Annotated in this window: 14 protein-coding genes; 1 reads left to right on the top strand and 13 read right to left on the bottom strand. The window is 59.2% G+C overall.

Annotated features, from left to right (window positions below):
- Positions 1 to 17: 17 nt before the first annotated feature.
- The 6 genes from ACVIW0_RS10485 to ACVIW0_RS10460 all read right to left on the bottom strand — a co-directional run bounded on the left by ACVIW0_RS10485 (position 18) and on the right by ACVIW0_RS10460 (position 8,400).
- A complete protein-coding gene (locus ACVIW0_RS10485; RefSeq protein WP_461352251.1) occupies positions 18 to 1,214 on the bottom strand; it encodes an ABC transporter substrate-binding protein in 1,197 nt (398 codons plus the stop codon).
- A 147-nt stretch (positions 1,215 to 1,361) separates the two neighbouring features.
- Entirely contained in the window at positions 1,362 to 2,237 is an 876-nt protein-coding gene (locus tag ACVIW0_RS10480) for a helix-turn-helix domain-containing protein (protein ID WP_461352250.1), read from the bottom strand.
- Positions 2,238 to 4,004: 1,767 nt separating this feature from the next.
- Complete coding sequence (locus ACVIW0_RS10475) at positions 4,005 to 5,111, bottom strand: NAD(P)H-dependent flavin oxidoreductase (RefSeq protein WP_461352249.1); 1,107 nt, start codon at positions 5,109 to 5,111, stop codon at positions 4,005 to 4,007.
- Positions 5,112 to 5,144: 33 nt separating this feature from the next.
- On the bottom strand, positions 5,145 to 5,954 hold the full coding sequence (locus ACVIW0_RS10470) for an enoyl-CoA hydratase/isomerase family protein (protein ID WP_461352248.1): 810 nt from the start codon (positions 5,952 to 5,954) through the stop codon (positions 5,145 to 5,147).
- Between the two features lie 78 nt (positions 5,955 to 6,032).
- Complete coding sequence (locus ACVIW0_RS10465) at positions 6,033 to 7,178, bottom strand: acyl-CoA dehydrogenase family protein (protein ID WP_461352247.1); 1,146 nt, start codon at positions 7,176 to 7,178, stop codon at positions 6,033 to 6,035.
- 16 nt (positions 7,179 to 7,194) lie between these two features.
- Positions 7,195 to 8,400, bottom strand: a complete 1,206-nt coding sequence (locus ACVIW0_RS10460) for an ABC transporter substrate-binding protein (protein WP_461352246.1) — start codon at positions 8,398 to 8,400, stop codon at positions 7,195 to 7,197.
- Positions 8,401 to 8,671: 271 nt separating this feature from the next.
- On the opposite strand from ACVIW0_RS10460, the gene ACVIW0_RS10455 reads away from it, so the two are divergent.
- The gene (locus ACVIW0_RS10455; protein ID WP_461352245.1) at positions 8,672 to 10,285 is read left to right on the top strand and encodes an AMP-binding protein; all 1,614 of its coding nucleotides are present in this window, start codon (positions 8,672 to 8,674) and stop codon (positions 10,283 to 10,285) included.
- On the opposite strand, the gene ACVIW0_RS10450 is transcribed toward ACVIW0_RS10455, so the two are convergent.
- From ACVIW0_RS10450 to ACVIW0_RS10420, 7 genes are all read right to left on the bottom strand, one after another.
- On the bottom strand, positions 10,282 to 10,938 hold the full coding sequence (locus tag ACVIW0_RS10450; protein WP_461352244.1) for a TetR family transcriptional regulator C-terminal domain-containing protein: 657 nt from the start codon (positions 10,936 to 10,938) through the stop codon (positions 10,282 to 10,284). The genes ACVIW0_RS10455 and ACVIW0_RS10450 overlap by 4 nt on opposite strands.
- Positions 10,939 to 11,623: 685 nt before the next feature.
- Positions 11,624 to 15,031: an nSTAND1 domain-containing NTPase gene (locus tag ACVIW0_RS10445; RefSeq protein ID WP_461352243.1), complete on the bottom strand. Its 3,408-nt coding sequence runs from the start codon at positions 15,029 to 15,031 to the stop codon at positions 11,624 to 11,626.
- A gap of 670 nt (positions 15,032 to 15,701) precedes the next feature.
- Positions 15,702 to 16,625: a hypothetical protein gene (locus ACVIW0_RS10440; protein ID WP_461352242.1), complete on the bottom strand. Its 924-nt coding sequence runs from the start codon at positions 16,623 to 16,625 to the stop codon at positions 15,702 to 15,704.
- A 451-nt stretch (positions 16,626 to 17,076) separates the two neighbouring features.
- Positions 17,077 to 18,402 (bottom strand): hypothetical protein, encoded by a 1,326-nt coding sequence (locus ACVIW0_RS10435; RefSeq protein ID WP_461352241.1) that lies wholly within the window; start codon positions 18,400 to 18,402, stop codon positions 17,077 to 17,079.
- A 363-nt stretch (positions 18,403 to 18,765) separates the two neighbouring features.
- On the bottom strand, positions 18,766 to 20,364 hold the full coding sequence (locus tag ACVIW0_RS10430) for a DUF4236 domain-containing protein (protein ID WP_461352240.1): 1,599 nt from the start codon (positions 20,362 to 20,364) through the stop codon (positions 18,766 to 18,768).
- Between the two features lie 117 nt (positions 20,365 to 20,481).
- On the bottom strand, positions 20,482 to 20,610 hold the full coding sequence (locus tag ACVIW0_RS10425) for a KTSC domain-containing protein (protein ID WP_461352239.1): 129 nt from the start codon (positions 20,608 to 20,610) through the stop codon (positions 20,482 to 20,484).
- On the bottom strand, positions 20,552 to 20,827 hold the full coding sequence (locus tag ACVIW0_RS10420) for a hypothetical protein (protein ID WP_461357556.1): 276 nt from the start codon (positions 20,825 to 20,827) through the stop codon (positions 20,552 to 20,554). Before ACVIW0_RS10420 ends, ACVIW0_RS10425 begins: the two co-directional genes overlap by 59 nt.
- Positions 20,828 to 21,764: the final 937 nt, after the last annotated feature.

Genomic DNA, 21,764 nt, shown 5'->3' with positions numbered 1-21,764 from the left:
CTTTCACTGAAGCCGGTTCAGAAGGACTTCGTGCATCCCGGCAAATCTTCGGCGCCCGCAAATTCGTCCAGGTACGTTGGCAGGAGATTGCCTGCCGGATCCTTCTTGATCTTCACCACGTAGACTTTCTCAAGCAGCGCGCTATTGGTCGCATTGAAGCGGACCTTTCCCCGTGGTGAGTCGAAGACCAGGCCTCGCATGGTCGCGATGAACTGAGCTTTGTCCGCCGGCATCCTGCCGCCCAGCTTCTCCAGGGTGAGCATGATGGCTTTTCCGTTGTCGTAGCCGAGTTCGGCATTGACTTCAGGATCCTGCTTGAACATCTCGCGGTATCTCGCGACGAACTTTTCGTTCGCCTCGGTCTTGGCGGTTGGCAGGTAGGTGGTGATGAATTGCGGCCCCATGATCAGGTCGCCGAGGGCCGACCAGTTGAGCTGGTCGTATATCCAGTGGTCTCCCACCAGCGGGAGCTTCTCGCGCAAGCCGAAGTCGGCATGTTGCTTGACCAGTTGGACGGCTTCAGCACCGGCGTAGAACGAGTAGATGATTTGCGCGCCCGAATTGCTCGCCTGGGTCAGCGCTGCGCCCCAATCCTTGGTCTTCTGGAAGGGTGTCCAGATTTCCTGAACGACCTTGCCGCCAGCCTCTTGGAACCCACGCTTGAACGCGTCCAGGAAGGAATGTCCGGCGGAGTAATCGGGGCCCATGATAACGGCAGTGTGGATGCCGTGGGTCGCCCAGTACTTGCCCGAATTATACTGAAACCCGTTGGCGCTGAACGATGTGCGGGCCACATACGGGCTGCAGAATTTGGCGGTGATCTCGTCCGCGAAAGTGTTCGCGAGAACCAGCGGCACGCCGGCCTTATCGGCCAACCCCGAAACTGCGATGCCGACGCTTGAGCTGACCACACCCGCTATCAGGTCGACCTTCTCAAGTTGAACCAGGCGATTGAACTGCTGAACGCCCACGTTCGGTGTCAATTCGTCGTCGGCCCGGACCACTTCAATGCGTCGACCACCGGCGCTGTTTCCGTATTCCGCGAGAGCGACCTGGAAGCCTCGGTCAATGCCCTCACTTGGAACCGCATAAACCCCCTTGTACGGAAGCAGGAGGCCGATCTTCAGGGGAGGCAGATCTTCGGCGTGCGCGACCTGCGTCCCCGTGCCGGCGGCAAAAAGCATTGCAGCCGCCAAAATTTTCGTGCGCTTCATCCGTGTCCTCCCGCAGCTCATCTGCCGTGGCGCCCGCCTTCCGCGGATGGGCTGCCACGCCAGAGCTGCTCTACAAGGACACGTGATGCAATACTTCCGTCAGAACGCCGGCATTTGCGAAAAAGCGCCGCAAAGCGACCTGGTGCCTCAGGACAGCTGGCTACGGCGAAATGCCGACGGGGTCATTCCGGTTGCGCGTCGGAAGCTGGTAGAAAAGTGCTGCGAATGGCTGAAACCGGATGCACCGGCAATACTCGTAAGATCTGCGTCCGAGCCTGTCAGCCGCTGTTTGGCGTCCTCGATTCGCAGATTGAGCACGTGACGGTGCGGCGTCGTTCCCGTGCTGACCTGGAAGGCTCGCAGGAAGTGGCGCCTGCTCAACCCGGCAACACCGCTCAAATCGTCCAGCGAAATGGGCTCCGCAAGACGAACTTTGATGTACTCATCCAGTTGTGTCAGAACCCGCGTTGTCAGGCCGCCACGCGACACGATCCTTTCCGGGCCGGCGATCTGGGTGACCCGCGCTAAATGGGCCAGGGCCTGTGCACCCCATCCCTCGGCAAAGAGCTCAAACACATTGTCCGGCGCTAAAGCTTCGCGGCGAAGTTCTTCCAGGCCCTTGGTCAACTGTTCGTGGGCGAAGCCGACCAGCGGACGGTCGATGTTGGCCTTGAGGCGGCCACGCACGAACGCCGGATCGAGAAACACGACGACGTAGTCGAGCGACGGGCCGACATTCCATTGACCTTGGATCTCCATACCGGCTGGAAAGAGCGCGAGATTGGCTCTTTCGCTGAAACGATGGGCGGCATTGCAGCCGTCGATCATACCCCGGAGATTTTCGGCGCCGCGTCGAAACCAGAACAGCGTAACCTCGGGCTGTCGGAAGTGCCACTCCATCCTGGGCCGGCAAACCCGACGCAGAACCTCGATTCTCATCGCATCTGTGGCGGTGATCTTCGACGAAACGAGATCACCTCCCACCATCCGAACGAATGAATTGGAAGCATGAAGCGCGGTCATGCCTTCCTCCCTTCGGCGTCCTTCTTCGGGATCGCTATAGCGACATCAGTTCCAATATAGAATGCACGAAATCACAAACTAATCCAGTGATTTATCGCAATCAACCGGCAATTTGCCATTTCAGACGGACCCCCTCTGACAAATTTGTCTCGTTCCGGCCCTTTTGGCTCGTACACGAATTCAGGGATGGCAGCGCGAGGGTGGCCTGGTCGAGGAAGAAAAAGTCGTGCTCCAGCAGTGGATCGCCTATGGTGATACGACGAGACTCGTTGAATTCGCCGAGGAGATGGCTCGTCTTCGTGTCCGTCTGATTGCGGCGGTCGGCGCGGTGCCTGTGCATAGCGAGAGCTGACCGATTGTATATTCGGTGGCCGCGGAGCCGGCCGGTGTTGACCTTGCTGGCCCTGCAGGCGGTCTTCGAAGCAGAGCATCACCAGCCCCAACTGATAAGGTAATGCCTGCCTTATCAGTTGGCGAACTGGCTCCTTTTGTGACTCAAAGCTTCTTAGTCCGCCAGTTGAAGCCATCCGTTGTTGACCAAATGCAACGACCTAAACGCCGGCAAATCAAACTATTACTTGTTATCGACGCCGACAGGCCTTCGAAACCATTGCCATCGTGCGCGCGGTGGCCCCCTAGCCAGCACGCGTTGCCGGTCTAGTCACCTAGTAGCGACGCGGTGTATTGAACATTTCGATCACCTATCTTGAGCTGGAACGACCGGTCAGTTTGTACCCTGCTCAGCGATGGTTCTAGCGTTCTCGGCGACGAGAGGCGCGTCGGTAACTTTGGCCGGACCGTCGATGCAACGATAAGCAAACCACCGGGCGGAACCGATGAAGCTGTTCTGCCGCGGCAAGGTCTTGAGGCGCGCCGAGTAGTTGGGGCGCGCCGTGCTTTTGTTTGCATGAGTTTTTCGTCGCGACCTTGCTGACCTAGCACTTTCAAGTGCGTACGCTGCTCATCATTAGCCCGCACGGCGATCACCACATATTCCTTGCTTGGGATGAGTTCTCGCGATGTCAAACCCGCGGCAACACATATCTCGCTTCCAATCATAAGATCCTGTGAGGAACCCTCGTAACTAGCTTAATGAAGGATCTGGTCACGTCGTCCAAGTCATATCGCACAGCTGGCTTTCGCATGCTTGCTCCTAGGTTAGAGAAAACACGTTACCTCAGCATTTGAGAGGGGCGACCTTGACGTCCTTCAGGCGCCCGAATCCGCAGCGGCCTTTGCTGGACAACGACGCACTTCAACGAACATCGGCACCGAGTTCACAGAACGAACGATCGCGCTCAATAGATCGACTCAAAAGGACCAGAGACGCAGAGGATCGTCCGACTGAGCAGTGATCGAACTTTTTGTACCTTAGTCCCGCATTCGAAACAGCGCCGATTCACATTTGACGTGAACGCCGAAGCCTACCAATGAAGCGCGCTCCGGGTCAGAGGTCGACAGAATGAGTGATCCGCATTAAGTCAGGTCTGAATCGATAGGCCAGCCCGATTTGGCCCGCTTCTGACCGTGGTCTCGATGTAACGCAATCATTTTTCTCGACTGATAAGCTTTTGCCTAAAAGCTTATCAGTCACGCCTTGGCTTGGCGGCTCCCACTGCATAACTGAGGCGGGAGCTTACCCCTTGAGGAGGAATCTGCCGACGGATCATTAGGGAAGCGCACCTTCTCGTGGGCAGCTGAATTTGTCTCGAACTCCCGCTGGTCGAGACCGAGCAGCGGGTTGGCCTTTGCCGCAGCGATGTAAAGCTAGGCCTTCGAACCCAGGGTCTTCAATACAGCCAGACATTCGGATGTCATCGCCTTCATAATATCGCGAACAGGCCGTTCAGCCTTGATGCTCCCAACAATTTGCCCTGACATGTAACCCATGTAATCCACTGCGTTGGCCCGTTCGAGCCGTTTAAGCGCGGGTGCCACGAGTAACTTTTGTGCTGCCAGCGGCAGTGGCTCTGGCGCGTCGGGCGCGTCCCATGCGTCTGTCCATTTGCTTCGCAAACCACGCAGCGGCTTTCCGGTGTCGTACTTGCGCTGGATCGCGTCCTGCGAGCGTGCCGCGATGAAGCGCTTGCGCATATCCGGAGACAGCTCGCTCTCCGGAGAGCCGAGCCATATCGTGCCACACCACACGCCCTCGGCTCCCAAGGCGAAGGCGGCTGCGAGATGACGGCCGCTGCCGACACCACCCGCAGCAAGCACCGGGATCGGAGCAACTGCTTCGACGACCTCCGGCCAAAGCACCATCGAGGAGATCGTGCCGGTGTGCCCTCCCGCCTCGCTTCCCTGCGCCACGATCAGATCGACGCCCGCCTGCACATGCTTGAGCGCATGCTCGGCGCTACCGGCCATCGCGCCGACCTTGATGCCGCGGCTGTGCAGCCTATCGACGACATAAGCCGGGGGCGCGCCCATCGCGCTCAGCACGAACTTCGCCTGCGGATGGCGAACGACGATCTCCAAAACCTCAAGAACGCCCTCTTCGGTGTGTCCGTGGCCAGGCGCCTTCTCCCGAAGCATTTCCGCTTCAACCTCAGGCGGCAGCGGAGGAATCCCGGCGTCATGCAGAACTTTCTCGACGAAATCCAGATGTGCCTTCGGCAGCGCCTTGAGGCGCTCGGACATTGGCGTGACCTGCCCGACCTTGTTGGCGAACAGGACGTCGATGCAATAGGGGCGACCGCCCGTCTTCTCGTCCATGTCGGTGAGGATGCGTTCGAGCTCGTCCGGCTGATAGTAGCTGGCTGCTAGCGCACCCATGCCACCGGCATTTGTCACCTCGATCGCGACCTCCGGCTTGTGTGTGAAGCCGAAGATCGGGACCTCAATCCCGAACATTTCAGTAATGCGGTTGTGCATCTGCACTCCAGGTGCTCGCGTTGCGGGCTTTGCTCAGGTCTGGCCAAACCTGGGCTTGCGCTTTTCCTTGAACGACATCGTCGCCTCCTTGTGGTCCGCAGTCTCGAACGTCACCTGTTCCAGCGCCATCGATGCCTCCAGCAGCATGTTCACCCGATCCTTCACGATCTGGTTGATCGACAACTTGGTCCAGCGGATCGCCCAGGTCGGCCCGTTGGCGAGTTCGACCGCGATCGCACGAGCCTTCGCGAGTACTTCCGCACGCGGAACGACGTGATTCACCAACCCGATCCGCTCGGCCTCCACGCCCTTCAGCAGTGTGCCGCGGATCAGAAACTCCTTGGCCTTGTTGATGCCGACCAGCAGCGGCCAGATCACCGTGCCGCCGTCGCCGGCGACCAGGCCGACGCGCGAGACGTGGGTATCGCCGATCCGGGCGTCCTCGGCCATGACGGTGACGTCGCAGAGCAACGCGTGCGTCGCCGCAAGGCCGATGGCGTCGCCGTTAATGGCCGCGACGATCGGCTTGTCCAGCTCGAGCTGGCGCGTCACGCCGCGACGGCTGATCATGGGGTCGTGGACCTCACCCTCTTCAAGCACGTCACCGCCGGGCCGTTCGGACATCGCCTTGACGTCCCCACCGACGCTAAAGAACTCCCCGGCGCCGGTCAGCACCACCGCATTGACAGCGTGATCGTCGGCAAGGTCGTCCCAAATCGTCCGCAACTCGCGGATGAGCTTCTGATTGATGGCGTTGCGCGCCTGCGGGCGGTTCAAGGTCACGGTCGCCACCTTGTCGGCGACCTCTACTGTGAGGCATTCGTATTTGGCGTAATGGTTCATGATAATCATCTCCAATCAGGATGTGTATTTGTTGAGCGCTCACGTGGTGGCTTTCTAGCTGCCGTGGCGTCGTTCCGGTTACAGCGCTCGCGCAATCAGTTCCTTCATGACCTCGTTGGAGCCGCCCCAGATCTTTTGAATGCGGCCGTCGCTCCACATCCTCGCGATCGGGTACTCCAGCATGTAACCATAGCCACCGTGCAGCTGCATGCAGTTGTCGATGATCTCGCACTGCTTCTCGGTCGCCCACCATTTCGCCATCGCTGCGGTCTCTGCATCGAGCGTTCCAGCTATCAGCCGGTCAATGCAGGTCTCGACGAAGATGCGCGTGACGGACGCGGCGGTTTTGGCTTCGGCAAGTACCATCCGCGTGTTCTGGAACTCGATCAGACGCTTGCCGAACACCTCCCGCTCCTTCACATAGGCAACGGTTTCAGCTAGCGCCGCTTCGCTCAAAGCGAGGGCCTGCATCGCGATGTTGATGCGCTCCTTGGCGAGTTGCTCCATCAGCTGATAGAAGCCGCGTCCCTCGACTGCCCCAAGCAGATTGTCGACGGGCACGCGCGCATCATCGAAGAAAAGCTCGGCGGTGTCCTGGGCCTTCAGGCCAACCTTGTCGAGCCGGCGTCCGCGCCGGAACCCGGCCGTCCTCCCGGTTTCGATGACCAGGAGGCTGAAGCCGCGAACGCCCTTGCCGTCGGCCGTATCGGTCTTGACGGCGAGACAGATCAGATCCGCCGTGTGGCCGTGCGTGATAAAGGTCTTCTGCCCGTTGACGACATACTCGTTGCCCTCCCGGCGGGCATGGGTCCTGATCGCCCTGACATCGGATCCAGCGCCCGGCTCGCTCATTGCGAGCGCCGCGACCAGATCGCCGCTCGCCATGCGCGGCAGCCATCGGCGCTTCTGCTCCTCGGTGCCATACTGCGTGAGATACGGCGCTAGGATCACATTTTGCAGCGGGATGCTGAAATCGGGAAACGCGATCCGCGCCAACTCCTCTATGATAACGGCCTCGTGCCGGAAGTCGCCACCGCCGCCCCCATACTCCTCCGGCGAACTGGCGCAAAGCAGGCCGAGCGCGCCTGCCCTGCGCCATAGATCGCGGTCAATGTATCCTCTCGCGCGCCAGACGTCGGCATTCGGTGCGACTTGCTCCGCGAGGAAGCGGCGAACAGTCGCACGAAGCAAATCAAGTTCAGCAGTGTCAGGCGTCGCGGTCATGCGCTTCGATCCGGGATCATTGACTGGCGAGCGGGCAGCCGCCTTGATCAAGCGGCCGTACCGCTTTGTCGGCGGGGATCACGGCAATCTGCTTGTAATAATCCCAGGCCCCCTTCGACTCCTTCGGTGACTTCACCTCGAAGAGGTAGAGATCGCGGAGTACGCGGCCATCGGCGCGCAGTCTGGCATTGTGGGACATGAAGTCGTTGATAGGCGTCTCCCGCATCTTCGCCATCACCTTGTCGGGATCCTTGGATCCGACGGCTTTGACCGCTTTTAGATAGTGATTGACGACGCTGTAGGCGCCGGCCTGCACTTGCGTCGGCATTGCCTTCATTCGCTCGTAGAACCGCTTGGCGAATCCCCGGGTCTCGTCGTTCTGATCCCAGTAGAACGCTTCGGCGACGATGATGCCCTGGGAATCCTTTAGACCGACGCCGTGGATTGCGTCGATTGTCGCCATAAGCGCAGCAAGACGCTGGCCCTGTGACTTCAGGCCGAACTCCTCACCCTGCTTGAGAACGGTGGCGAGATCGGCGCCCGCTTCGACGACGCCGATCACTTTCGCCTTGGAGGCCTGCGCCTGCAGCAGGAACGACGAAAAGTCCGTCGCGCCTGTCGGCGTCCGCACTGAGCCGACCACCGTACCGCCACCGGCCTTGACTGCCGCTGACGCGTCGCCTTCAAGGCTCGCGCCGAAAACGGTGTCGTTGGTCAGGAAGAACCATGAGTTCTCGCCGCGGCTGACGAGCCCGCTGGTCGGCCCATGCCCCAGCGAATAGGTGTCGTAGGTCCACTGCGCCACGTAAGGCGAGCATTTCGTGCCGGTTAGTTCCGAACTTGCCGCCGCATTGAACAGCGCGAGCTTCTTTTTGGTCCTGGTCATGTCGGCGATCGCCAAGGCAAGGCCGGAGAACGGCACGTCGATGATCGTGTCGACGTTCTCCTCGTCGTACCACTTCCGCGCGATCGTAACGCCGACGTCGACCTTGAGCTGGAAATCCGCCGAGACGATCTCGACCGGCTTGCCGAGTACAAGCCCGGCATCCTCAGCTGCGAGCTTTGCCGCCTCGACGCTGCCACGCCCGCCGGCAGCGGAATAAACCGACGACTGGTCGCCGAGAACGCCGATCTTGACAGGTGTATCTTCGATGGCCTGCGCGGCCGTCGGCCCTGCGACCAGCAACGCGATGACCCCGATCCCGGTCCACCTCCAAAGCATGCTCACCTCCCCGCTGTTGTTTGATTATTGGGCTTACAGCGCTATGATGGCATAATTTGTCGGACGTTCAACAAAATTATTGTTGCGTTCTTGCTGCACCGCCTTAGGATCGTTCTGGAACTAAAAGAAGCGTGCAAGTCGCTCGACACGGCCTGCTGCGATGGAACGCGCAAGTCGCGCGCTCCATCGATCGACCGCGGCCAGTTGCGGCCTGGTCGGGCTCAACCGGCGGGTCGAACTCGCCTGCAGTGGCCTGGGAGAAAGACGACAGGTGGCCGAAACGATCTTCGAAGCATTTTGCGCGAGTACTGCCGCAGCGCCGGACAACGCCTTCATCTGCGTGCCGGTCGGCACCTCCTTCGCCCCTGATGGAATTGAGTGGACCTATCAGGAGGTCATGCAGCGCGTGGCGAGCTTCACCGAGTGGTACAGGCGCGCCGGATACGGGCTCGGGCATCGCGTCGCTTTGCTCGTCGAGAACAGGCCTGACTATTTTCTTCATTTGCTTGCGCTTAATGCTGTGGGAGCGAGCGTGGTGCCGGTTAATCCCGATCACCGGCACGCCGAACTGCTCTACCAGATGCGGCATAGTGGCGTGGTCCTCGCGCTCGCCCTTCCCCATCACATCGAGCGGCTGGCTGCGGTTGCGGCCGAATTGGCGGGCCAATTCGTCGTCCTCGCCGTGGACAACTTGCCGGAACGGCTGGCCTCGCCGGCACGTCCGGCTGCCGTCGGCACGCTCGATCGAAATACTGAGGCAGGGATCTTCTATACATCCGGCACGACTGGCCGCCCGAAAGGCTGCCTGACCACAAACGACTATTGGCTCTCCGCCGGGGAATGGTTCCTTACTCTCGCAGGAAGTGGTGGCCGCTTTTCGAGCGCACCAGGTCATGATCGCCTGTTCAACCCGATGCCGGTCTTTCACGTCCACGCCGGCGTGGTCGCCCTGATGCCGATGCTGCTGTCGCAGGGATGCGTAATTCGCCCCGAGTATTTTTCTGCGAAACGCTGGTGGAACGAGGTATCAACCAGCCGGGCTACCATTGTGCATTATATCGGAGCTGTCCCACAGGCCCTGGTCGCATTGGACAGGTCGGCGGACGAACGTGCGCATAGTGTCCGATTTGGCTTCGGCGCGGGAATGGAGCCCGCCATTCACCGGGAATTCGAGGAGCGCTTTGGCATTCCTCATCTCGAGGTCTGGGGCATGACCGAGGTTGGACGCTGGACGGCCAACGATCAGGACCCGCGCCCAATCGGCGTTCGGGCAATCGGGCGCGCAGTTGGTCCACTCGAGGCAAGGGTCGTCGACGAATATGACAGCGTCGTTGCGGCAGGAGCGGAAGGCGAGCTCGTCGTCCGGCTGGCCGGCGATAATCCCCGCAAAGGCTTCTTTGCCGGTTATCTCCATGACCAGGCCGCAACAGAGGCCGGCTGGAGCGGAGGCTGGTGGCATTCGGGCGACATTGTTCGTCAGGACGAACACGGGATCATCTATTTCGTCGATCGACGTAAAAACATGATCCGGCGCTCCGGCGAAAATATTGCTGCCACCGAAGTGGAGACCGTACTTTGCCGGCATCCCGCGGTTGATCAGGTTGCGATTCTGGCTGTCCCTGATGAAAGGGCCGGAGAAGAGATCTTTGCCTGTGTCGTCCCGGCCGCGGACCGTACGGGCAACGACGAGCTTGCACACGACATTGCCAACTATTGCCGGGAGCAGCTCGCTTTCTACAAGGCTCCTGGATGGATTCTATTTGTCGATCGAATGCCCGTCACCGCCACGCAAAAGATCAACAAGGCGCAAATCTTCGCACTCGGCCTGGATCCACGGACCCTCACCGGCGCGATCGACCTGCGCGGAACGAAGAAGCGTGGCTAGCGACAGGTTCCTGAGATTGCCGCTTTTCTTGACGGAAAGAATGCGTCGAGAAGGTCGTGACAAGCTGCTTCCCCCTCCGCGGCGGATATCGTCTTTGGGTCGGCAGCCCAGCCGGACCAGAGACCTTCGGTCAGCTGAGTGAGTGTGATCGCAAGACGGTCGGGATTGATTTTGGCGCCCCGGGCATTCGCGGCGCGCTGCATAAGACTAGCCAAGCCACGGCGATAAGGCCGGTTCAGCTTGTGATAAATCTCGGCAAGATCAGGAGACCAACGCGACGTGCTGGCTAAAGCAACCCAGACCAAGACCCTTTCTGGCGTGAACACAGGCGCGCGAAAACTCGCACTGACGATGGCATGCAAGCGGTCCAGAGGATCCCGACCGGCGGCCTCCGCCGCAGCTCTCGTCGCCTGCTCAAAATCCTTGGCCACCTCCCCTACCGCGTGAAGCAACAACGCGTCCTTCCCTGGAAAATAGTGCCCGATCAGACCGCGCGAAAAACCTGCCGCCTCGCAGATGGTTGCCACGGTCACGTCCTTGTAGCCGCGCTCCGCGATCGCCTTCATGACCGCGATCACGAACTCCTGTCGCTTTGCTTCCTGATCGGACGACCCCACCGGGCGTCCCCGCGCCCGTTTTTCCGCCTTCTGCACGCACCGATCTCCTCTTTCGGGTTGACCGCGCACACTAAACCATCGATTTTATTTGGATGTCCATTCAATTTCGAATGCGACCATTCTGCGAGCACTTCGCGCGCTGGCCAGAGCACATTCAAGAAGACGACTGCCCCCTCCTCTACCGGTTACGAGAATGTACTTCGCGGCGGTCGAGGACTCTCATGAATCGGATCCACTATTGGCGTGACGTCACAGCTCTACCTCCGGCTGGCCACTGATGAAGTGAAGCCCATCACGTCGTGATGGGCTAGGTACTCGGTTGGTCGCGAGGTGCTGGAATATGCCGGCTACAGTACAGTACTGTTAACCAGTACTCGTGTTGAGCATCAAACGACAACCCGGCTATCAGTGGCGAACTGGATAGGTCTTGTATGAAACTTTATCAGTCGGCGACCCGACTCCATTTCGCACGATGAGCTCGCCGGCGAGAAATTGGACTGCCAGAGGTTCAAATCCTGGGACGCGCAACAGCTGCCCATGCAGACTTGCGCCGATTGTAATCTCATTGAAATTGTAGAGACTCAGGTTGGGCACCGGTCGGATCTCCCTCCAACATCGGACTTTTCATCTGTAATCGGCGAGCCCTCGGTGCTAGCAACCGGCGCGGTTGTGATGGTGATCCGAGGCTTCTGGGCGCCAACTCGTCGACGCCATCTGATGTTCAGTGCTGACGGACCTCTTGGGCCGTGGTTGTCATTGAGCGAAACGCGCGCGAGAACGTCGTGACCAGGCTGGCCGCCGCGCGCCAATAGTAGCCGAAGTTCAGCGGCCCAACGCGATCGCAGGGGTTGCGTAAGTCATCGCGGCCGCGCAGGATCGGATCCTGCAGCATTTCCATATCGGTGAAGGATTGCACACCGATCAGCCGCTGGCGGCAGACGTAGTTCTGCCGTTGATCATCTGATATGAGGACGAGCGGGTCGATGTCCCACAAGCGCGCGGTGTGGTCGTCCGATGCGGTGACGATGCGTGACCCGTCCGGGCTGAAAACCGCGCTGATCACCCGCCCCGTATGCCCTGACAGCGTGGCGAGCAGTTCGCCAGTCTTGCCGTTCCATAAGCGCGCCGTATGGTCGTAGGATGCTGTGACGATGCGCGACCCATCTGGGCTGAAAGCGGCGCTGTTCATGCGCTCGCCGCGCTCCGACAGCGTGGCGAGCGGCTCGCCGGTCTTGCCGTCCGATAAACACGCGGTGCCGCCGTCGGATGCGGTGACAATGCGCGACCCATCGGGACTGAAGACCGCCATAATCAAGCTGTAGTTCACCAAGATGCCCTGCGCCGACGGCGTGGCCTGCCCCGACAGCGTGGCAAGCATTTTGCCGGTCTTTCCATCCCATAAGCGCGCTGTCGCATCCGAGGATGCGGTGACGACACGCGACCCGTCGGGGTCGAAGGCCGCGCTGCGTACAGGACCCGAATGCCCCGACAGCGTGGCGAGCGGTTCACCAGTCTTGCCGTTCCATAAGCGCGCAGTGTGGTCGTGGGATGCGGTGACGATGCGCAACCCATCGGGGCTGAAGGCCGCGCCGACTACAGAATCCGTATGCCCCAACAGCATGGCCAGCGCCGCGCCGGTCTTGCCGTCCCAGAGGCGCGCGGTATTGTCGGCGGATGCGGTAACGATACGCGCCCCATCTCGGCTGAAGGCCGCACTATGGACGATGCCCGTATGCCCAGACAGCGTGGCCAGCGTTGCGCCGGTCTTGGCATCCCACAAGCGGGCAGTATTGTCGTCGGATGCGGTGAGGACGCGCGACCCGTCGGGGCTGAACACCGCGCTGGTGACGCTGTGCGCATGGCCGGACAAGGCCAATTGAAAGAAACAAAACGTGGCGCCGAAATAAGACAGGTCAACTTGTAGCTCGCCCGATCGAAAAGCGAGAGGAGAGGCCCCTTTGCTCGCCGGCAGGCCAGCCTCGGCCAACCGCAGGGCGCGATCGCAGAAACCCTGTTCAAACGCCTTCCCCGCGGCACTGGCAAATACCGCCGCTTCCCTTTGCGACGTCTGGTAGGACTCCCACATCGCACCGGCGAGGATTGCCATCACCGCGACAAAGGCAACCGTCAGAGCCCGGCGTGCACGGCGCAGGTTGCGCCGTTCTCTCGCCAACCGAACCTGTTCAGCCTTTCGCTCGGCATTCTCGCGTTGTCGGCAGGCCGCGATATAGTCAATTTCGGTCGAAGCCGCATAATGGGCGAAGTCCGCTCGCTGGGTGTAATGTTCCGCGTCCTCCAGCCGTCCGCCAGAATGGTTGAGCCATACAGGATCCTTAGCGTTCGCCGCCCAATCGCGCGCGGCCCGCCGGACGCCGTCGAGGGTAGTCAACGCGGCAGAATCCTCCTCGAGCCAGCCTTGCAGCAAACCCCATTGGCGCAGCAGCGCTTCGTGCGCGGGTTCGATCGTGACTTGGCCGGTGTCCCGCGCCACGTCGGTGGCGAGCAGATGCTGTTCCTTCAACAAGTCGATGAGCGGCCGCGCCTCCTCCGGAATCTCGAAGAGCCGCGCAACGCGCCGGCGCGGGCTGTTGGTATCGTGATCAATGCCGGCCAGCCACGGAATAAAGCCCCGCCGCAACAACGCGAGGCGGACGCGTCGGTCGCGCGGAATCTTGGCATCATTGTCGGCGGTGGCCATGGCACGTTCGACAGCAGCTTCGATCGACCCCTTGATGCGCCCAAGCGCGTCATAATCGGCAAGGGTCAGCCGTCCTCCTACGCCATATTCAAGGAAGAGCCGCTCCATCGTAAAGGAGAGAAGCGGCAGCGCGTCACGGCCACCGCCGGATTCGATGTCAACAAGGAGGGCCTGCGTGAGCGCCGGATCGATTGTGAGGACGTGCGCACTGTCGCGCATCCGCGCAGCGGGTCCCTCGATCACGGTTTGATAGGCGCCGCGTGGCATCGGCGGCAGATCCACAATTATGGGAGCGATACCTTCGAGGTGCCTGGCGTTTTGTAGCTGCTCGTAGGAATCGGAGCGGATCGCAATAAGCATCAAGATATCTGGCGCAGCCGCGAAGAGCAGATGGCGGCAGAGGCGAATCAGGTTGTCGGCCTCCTCAAAGCCCTCCGCGAGAAAGAGCTCCTCGCCTTGGTCGATCGGTAGCACAACGACCGGCGGTCTCTCGCTAGGCTCATGCAGAACTCGTGACGCAGCGGCGCCTTGCGCTGACCGCAACAAGCCGCAGACCGCCGACGGCCCGCTGTCGATCGCCGCCCTGATTTCGGCGCGGGGGAGAGGAACACCGCTCGCTCGCAATGCGCCTTCCAACGCTCGCAGCAATCCGGTTTCACCTGTGATCGCCGCTCGCTGCGGCCTGACCACCGGCAATGGCAGAAAACTACGATCATCACGTTGCAATCGTGGCAGAACCCCGGCCCGCAGGAAGGACGATTTGCCGGCGCCGGAGGCGCCAAGGATGACCAAAAGCCGCGGCGAAGCAGCATCGCGAAGCCCACGCAGCCGGTCCAGCACCTCCACAATCTTCGCGTCGCGGCCAAAGAATATACCGGCATCCTCCGCCTCCAGCGGAGACAGCCCTCGATATGGAGGTCGATCGAGATCATGTTCCGGAGGCCAGGCGAAGAACCTTGGATCTAGACCGGCTCGCTGCAATCCGTTCTTGAGCCGCGTCAGACCTTCCGCCGAGAAGGTGACATGCGCCTCCTGTCCGCTAACCGGCAACGTTGTGCGCAGCATGATGTGATCGCGCCCCGCCGAGAGTTGGACCGACTGCCATGTGCTTCTCAAGTTAGCTGGCAGATCTGCGAGCGGGATCTCTTCGATCAAGACTCCAAATAGACGCTTGTTGAGGCGGTACGCCAGATTGAACTCTTTCAGGCACCAATCGGAATCGAGCCATGCCCGTGAGACTAGAAACAACACTGCCTCGCAGCGACTGGCTGCTTGATTGAGCGCACGCTCCCACCGCTCGCCGGTGGCGATGCCGCGTTCGGAATCAGCGTCGAAAAAAATGTCATCCCAGCCTTCGCCAGCGAGCCAGTCGCGGAGCGCAGCGGCCTCGGCGTTATTCTTGCTCGAATGGCTGAGAAAAATGCGCGACAAGCCGACAGTCCTGAAAACATCCCTCAGGCAGAACTTTATAGGACGCGCGCCCTGTTAGCCAGTCGCGGGGCAGCGCCGCCGTGCCGTTCGGATTTTGCCCGTCCTAACCGGAACGCCGGCATCTGTCTTGAGACTAAGAGCGAGCACAATCTGGATCCATGTCGAATGGGTCAACAGTAAACGGCATCGATCGTTCCGCCACCGCTAGACTGATAAGGTTTGTGCAATTTCCTTATCAGTCGCAAACTGACTCCATTTTGTATGCAAGCTTATCAGCTGTACCAAAAACCGAAGAAGGAAACAGCTTTGTAGGATAAGTGCGCGCAACTATCGATGAGCGCCACAAATATCCCCTTCTAACCGTAGCTCCGCCGAACCTGGCGATAGAAATCGAAAGACAGCAAAGATCCACTACTACTGCTCGGAGTCGCTGCATATCCAAAGCCCGGTCTTTGGATCAAAATGACAGTATCGCTTCGGCGCACCGCTTCTCGTGTCAAAACTGACCATCACCATCTTGCGCTTCTCGTCGCTGCTCAGCCCCCGCAAGGGATGTCGCTTCTCGGTTCGCTTGGTAAAGCCAAGCCGCTTTGCGGCTTGGGGGCTTCGTGGGATTGGATGGGAGTTCCGGGACTTAGGCATCGAATTGCTCCTCCGATCAACGCCAGTCTCACTTCAGCGATTGGCTAACTGCGAGTCCAATCTGTGCGGCAAGATGCGCATTCTCTGCCGAAGTTGAGAGCTCTAGGCTCCGTGCCGTCCTGATCGGCTTGCCGGCATGACTAACCGCAACCTTCGGTTTTGCACTATCCGCTAATGGACCGAACGTTATCGTCAAATCCTGCGTCCGGTCTCGTCCTGCTGTCAGAAACGATCCTGCATTGTTCGCTGTGAATTCGACAAGCTTCCACGCAGGCGTGGCGCTGCCGTTCGATACAATTTCGAACTTGACTTCGTGTTGAATCACGTTCGTGGGGTTCTTGCTGCGTTGATACGCAATGATGTTGGTCGTGTTGGGCAGCAAAGCGGCGTGCAGCCAATCGTAGAGTTTCAAATCGCTAACCACGAACAAGCTTGCTTTGGGTAGATCATCCGTAATGCACGTCAGCTTCGTCGAATTGTAAGCGTCCGCCAGCTCTTGCACCGTGAAGAACATGTTTAGTTTGTCGGTTCGCGTCGCGGTGTTGGAGAGAGTGCCTCCAAATCCCGCCGTAAACGACTGAGAATTGCTCCAATTCTTTATGAAAGAAACCCCCGGGGCCACGCCAGAATTCTCGGCAATATTCAAATTCAATGTAACCTGAACGCCCCAGGTCTGCTCGAACCAATCGAGATGCTGGACAGGAGGTGGCGGCGGAGCCACGCTGCTTGAAATGAAGACCGTGTCCCGGTGCCGGTCTTCCCAAAGCACTCTTTGAACAGCGCGCCGAAGTTCGCAGACCACCTGAGCTGAAATCTGCTCAACCTTGTCGGCGGCATCGTTGGGTGTACCCCAGAATTCTTGAATGTCCGGCACGATTGTGCCGCACCCAGAAACAGCAATTCCGACCAATGCCAAAATCGAACAATTGCTAAGCAGCGATTTCGCAAACATTGAACGCCCCCGTTCAAAAGTCGCAAATGCATTTAGTATCCCCGTCGAGATAACTACGTTGGAACGTAGCCCACAATACCCAGCGTTGCATGATTCAAGAATTAAACCTATATGTTGCATAGAAGTTACATTCAGGCGACAAAATGGCGCTCTCTTCGCGGCCACTAATTGCATTCTTCGGCAAGTCGGATCGAAACACGGCCGGTCTTATTCAAGAGCCGCTCTTGATCGAGGCGCCGGACAACGACAAACATAGCCTCAGCATACGCTGAACGAACGCGCGTCTTTGTAAGAGTTGGGAGCTCCTCCTCGCCCTTCAGGTGCTCAGATTCTTGCGCGCTATCAAATCGAGGAGCGCATTGCGGTCTCGATCTGAGCCGTCCTGATCCCTGTCACCTTCTCTGGCAAAGCCGCTCCATCTCCTCAAAATCTAGCAGCCGCTCTTATTCGATCAGGTAATTGCCGGCGCCGCCGGCACACGTCGCTCGACCTTCTGTAACATCCACCAAGCGCGAACAATCCTTCTCAACACCACCCCAAACGCGAGGACAGCCGTCGCCATGATCCCTACTCTTGCAAGAGCACCGAGGTTCACGGCTTTCCACGCAAGCAACACGACTGTCGAGAGCGGTAACACGATGACCGAGGCCCAGAAGAGGGCCATCGACCAAGCCTCCCGCGAGAGCCCCACCCAGGCAACATCCCACGCCTTGTCACCGGGGACGACCCTTGAGCAGAAGTCTTGCAACACCGCACAAACATAAAACGTTAGCATAAAGATCAACGAGGTGCCGACGTAAGCCAATTCATTCGGCGGAAACTTTAAGAACGACACGTCGATTTTGTCAGCCGACCGGACGCTCTCCTCCTGGAAATGATCGCGCAGGTTCTCGAGCGGCACATCCGACAAATGCCGCGTCCGTTCAGCAAGATCCGGAAAAGCTGCATCAAAATTGCCTATCGTGAGCGCGCGAAGCTCCGACGTGTCTTTCAGTTCCTTCAAAAGGTTGACATCCGTTTTTTCGATCAAGCTCGGAAAGACGTAAGATTCCATCATCATCCAGCGCATTTCGCCGTGATCGGACGGCAAAGCGATCGGCGAGCCGAAATCAACAAAATACGACTTGTCTTGCTTCGCGCCGACGAGCGCCGCAACCGCGCCCTGCCGACCCGTCGCTAGGAGGTCCTGCCGCAGATACCAGTTCAACTGTCTCCCAGAATAACTACCGGTCGGGACGCCCACGCGCGTGAACGTCAGCGGTTTGCCACCGTTCAACGTAATCGCCTGCGGCTCTGGGTGATTGCGGGCGCCAACGCGCCAACCGTCATAAATTTCCAAGGGTTTAGCGACTTGCGTCACATCCTTCAAGGCATCGAAGATCACCCGCGCATGCTTCACGTCTGCAAAATCGAGCGGCGCCAGCTCTTTGTCGAAAAGCGGCTTAGCACCACGTGTCACCGGTGACCCGTCGCTTCGAATATATTGAATCGACGACACGAACCTGAAATGCGTTGGCGCCTCGCCGTTCACCGTGCCGTCTGCTTCACCGAACATCAGCCTGTCGACGCCGCTGACGTCATGAATCCATTGCCCTGCCTTCCAGTTATCCCTTAGCTGCAGCAGCGCGTTGAGTTGAACGTAGGCGCGCCCGGCCGAAGATGGCTCCTGCGACCACAACGCTATAATCGAGATGACGCATGTCAAAACGAGCGTCAGGTGGGCCAACCGCAGGTGCTCAACGAAATTCACGGTGTCCGGCTTGTGTTCATCCGCCATGTTCAACCAAATTGCTTTGGCTCTAAGCAAACCAATAAAATCAACCTTGACGTGTCATAGACGGTTCTGCACTATCTTGCAACGAATGATGTTGCCGCAAACTATGTAGATTTCGAAGGCTACGGCCTGCTGATGGTGGCGACACTTGAACGTCTGCGCCCGTCGATAACGCGAAGGTCGTTCTCGTCCCTCGCAACTGATAAGGTTTGCGACCAAACCTTATCAGTCACGTGTTGGCTGCCTGCGAACACCGTTCTACGCGGTAACGCAACCGGCCAGTGTAGTGCTGTCTCAGAAAGCTATCTCTGCTCGGCTCATGGAGCGCTCGGTGGGTTCGTCAGCCGGCCCAGAACAATCAGCTCACTATCTGACGTTCAGATCCGGCTTGCCTTCAAAGTACGTCGGTTCCTCGCCATCTTTGATCGTGAGTCCTCGACTCCGAAGATACGCGTCACCCAACAACTTAGCTATTTCCTTGATATCTGCGAACACACCGAACTCAGCTCCGCACGCCTTGCATGACGCAATGGATTGATCAGTATGATTATCTGGAAGACTAATCACACCCCCTCCGCATTTCTTGCACCTGAAATCGCAGTTGAATCGCCATGCCGTCGTCCCAGGTTGTTGGATTGCTTCCTTGATTTGAATTGCGACTCGCTCTGAAATGCTTTCTAGCGCCGGCGACAAATTCGGCTGAATTTCAACCGGCGTCGCCGGGGAAGTTGAGGCCGCGAGTGCACGACGAAAGTCAGCAATGGCGTCGGCAAAAGACGCGGCAGCCTGTGCATTTGAGAACATGTAGGCTTCTGACAAGCCTGTCGCACTTTTCAAATTCAGCTGGGCATATAGGACCACCGGTATTTCAGCGTTGTCAGCGTACCGCCGGTCGGGACTGCCGTCCTTGTTCGTATATTGCCAGGTCGAGCCGATCTGCTTTGTATCGGAAGGAATTCTCTCCGTTTCATGGAAACGCACTGGGACGAACGTAAGTTCGACGTCCTGCAAGTCGACCAAAGCAAAGTTCCGATCTGTTTGATAAACGGCTACGAAGCCGGGATACACGAATAGATCGGCGCCATTTGCGTTCTGTAACCGCATGGCGACATACTCGGAATGGATGATTGGCAATTCTGACGTACCGAGCTCAATTGGGCTACGCTCAACGATCTCTGTCGCAACCGACCGTTCTTGGCCGCGGCCCTTCGCTCTATAAGCCGTAATGTCCCACTTTCGCTCCGATTTGGACAAGCCGACGAAAGCCTCACTCGCTCTGGTCCAGGCTGCGTGCGCAGCTCCAGGCAAACTGAACTCGGTGTTAAGCCATAACGTATCCCGCTTCTGCTCCGATTGATCCTTGCGCTGGCCGGCGTCTTGGACTCGCTTATTACTTTCGACGATGTCACGCGCGGCTTGCTCGATCTCTTTCTCGGCTACCGCAATTGCTCCACCCCTGAGAGCGCGAAACCACGACGCCTCCAGGCTCGCAACCCGCAGCTCTGCTCTATCGTGCCGATCTCGAGCCTCAATCGCAGCCCTTTCGGCATTCTCAAGCGACGAAATGGCTTCGTTTAGATCACGCTCAGACGCATCGCGCTGATGTTGTGCGGTTAGAACTAACTCGCGGAACGCCAACAGTCCCGGCGTTGTAATACTCCCCACCGCGTCAGACTGAATGGCCCTCATGTCGGGACGTTCAGCAGGCGCTGGGTGTATCAACTGTTCAGATGGAGCAGAGAGATCGGGTGCTTCGATCGAGTTGCCGGTCCGCGGACCAGACGTTAATGGTTGCCGATACGAAATGCCCGTTCCCGGGATGCCGAGGTTGACCGTTGGTCCGCCACGGCCGCCTAACGTGAGACCTACTCCGGGCACGCCGATCGTTGTCGAAATGCCCGATCCACTGAAATTCAAGCGAACTCCAGGCAGAATGGACATTCGTCTCGTAAACCGGAATGACACGGCTCCCTCCCGTTGCTTGCAAACGCATAGGTCACCCGCGGCACCAAATGCGTGCCGCACAAAAACAGCTCTTGGTTCTCCTCATCCCTCGGAAAGTCCGAACCGGGACAAGGGATCCTAGTATTTAGGAACGCGGTGCGTTCGACAGTCAAAGGGACCGTCCGAGCCGGAGCCCTTTATGGTGGCGTTATAATATCGTCCCATCGACGGCGCCGCTAAGAATGCCTCGAAGGTCGCCGCAGGCAATCTCGCAATACGGGTAGTACACCGACCTTAGTTGCACCACCATGAACTGCTGGGATTGGTCGTAGCAAGCCCGATTGATGAAGCTGCTCCGCGAGACCGCGGTGCAGGCGAAGGGCGCAAGATCCAGCTTGCCGTAATACTTTACATCGATGGTTTCCGCCGCCGCCCAGGTGACGCCAGCGAGAGAAGCGACGATGAGGACGGCAATCCGAAACATGCAGGATATCTACCTCGGGCCAGGACTGCGGGGTTAAAGCTAGGGATGTTTCTCAGTTTTCGAAGCACGATCTTCCGCGGCAATTGCTTCCTTTTCACACATGTAGGCACCGCGCTTCGTAGTGCCGTAGCTTCTCGACCCCGCGAAGTGATAGACTTTCGACGGCAGGTTGACCCACACGACAGTGTCGGACGGACAACGAGCTTTTGCGGAAGCCTCGTCGGCAAACTGCCCGGCTTCCAGCGTTGCATTGTCTCTAGGAGCCGATGGTTGCTGCGCGGGAGACGGAGTGGGTGACGCAGTAGGCGTGGGTGCTGGCCTCTGCTGCGCAGGAGTTGGCGCGGCTTGCGTCGCGGTCGGCGTAGACCGGCTCGGCGGGGGCGCAGCAGGCGCTGGCGTTGGTTCAGGAGCGGTCGCGGTCGGCATGGTTGCGCCAGCCCTGCACTGATCAACGTAGGCCCTTTCCGTGACGCCACGGGCTTGCATGCCCGCCTTGTCGGCTCGCCATTCAGCAATGCATTCCTTAGCGGTCTTCTGGGACAGCGAGTTGCTCGTGGACGGCGCCGCAGGCGCTTGAGGGGTCGCAGCCGTCGGCCTAGGCGGAGGCGCGGACGCTGCTGGCGCCGCACCTGTCCGGCACTGTTCGACGTAGGCTTTCTGGGTCACGCCGCGGGCTTGCATGCCGGCCTTATCCGCGCGCCACTCGGCGATACAGTCTTTCGCGGACTTTGATCCGGCCGCCGCAGCGCGCCCGAGCGCCGGTGACGGCGTCTCTGTCGGTCTAGCAGCCGGCGCAGCGGCGGTTGGCTCTGCCCCGGCCTTGCATTGCTCAACGTAGGATTTCTCAGTTACGCCCCGGGCTTGCATGCCAGCCTTGTCGGCCCGCCACTCCGCGGTGCATTCCTTTGCAGACTTTGCGAGAGCCGGCGCAGTCGAG

Source organism: Bradyrhizobium sp. USDA 4454 (assembly GCF_054822705.1).
Note: the sequence above shows the minus strand (reverse complement) of the source record. Positions and strands in the feature narration are given on the sequence as shown.